Genomic DNA, 233 nt, shown 5'->3' with positions numbered 1-233 from the left:
TCACTAAAGCGCCAGTTATCCAGCGTACCCCGCAGGCAGTTGTGGTCGGTTAATTCACGGAGCGTGTGCGGCGTACCGTGGCGGGCTAGATATCCGGGCGCGGCACACACAATGGGGGTGCGCTCGGCCAGTAATCGGGCGAGCAGGCGGCTATCTTCCAGTGGGCCAAGTCGCACGGCCAAATCTAGGCCTTCATCCATTAGGTATAGGCGTTGATTACTCAGTGTCAAATC

1 protein-coding gene is annotated in these 233 nt (G+C 58.4%); it reads right to left on the bottom strand.

What is annotated here, in order from left to right:
- Window positions 1-233, bottom strand: a 233-nt coding sequence (locus Q4563_RS22895) for a LysR substrate-binding domain-containing protein (RefSeq protein ID WP_303606187.1), incomplete at both ends; no start/stop codon positions are given.

The organism is Gilvimarinus sp. 1_MG-2023, from assembly GCF_030548285.1.
This window is presented reverse-complemented; position numbering and strand designations above follow the sequence as displayed.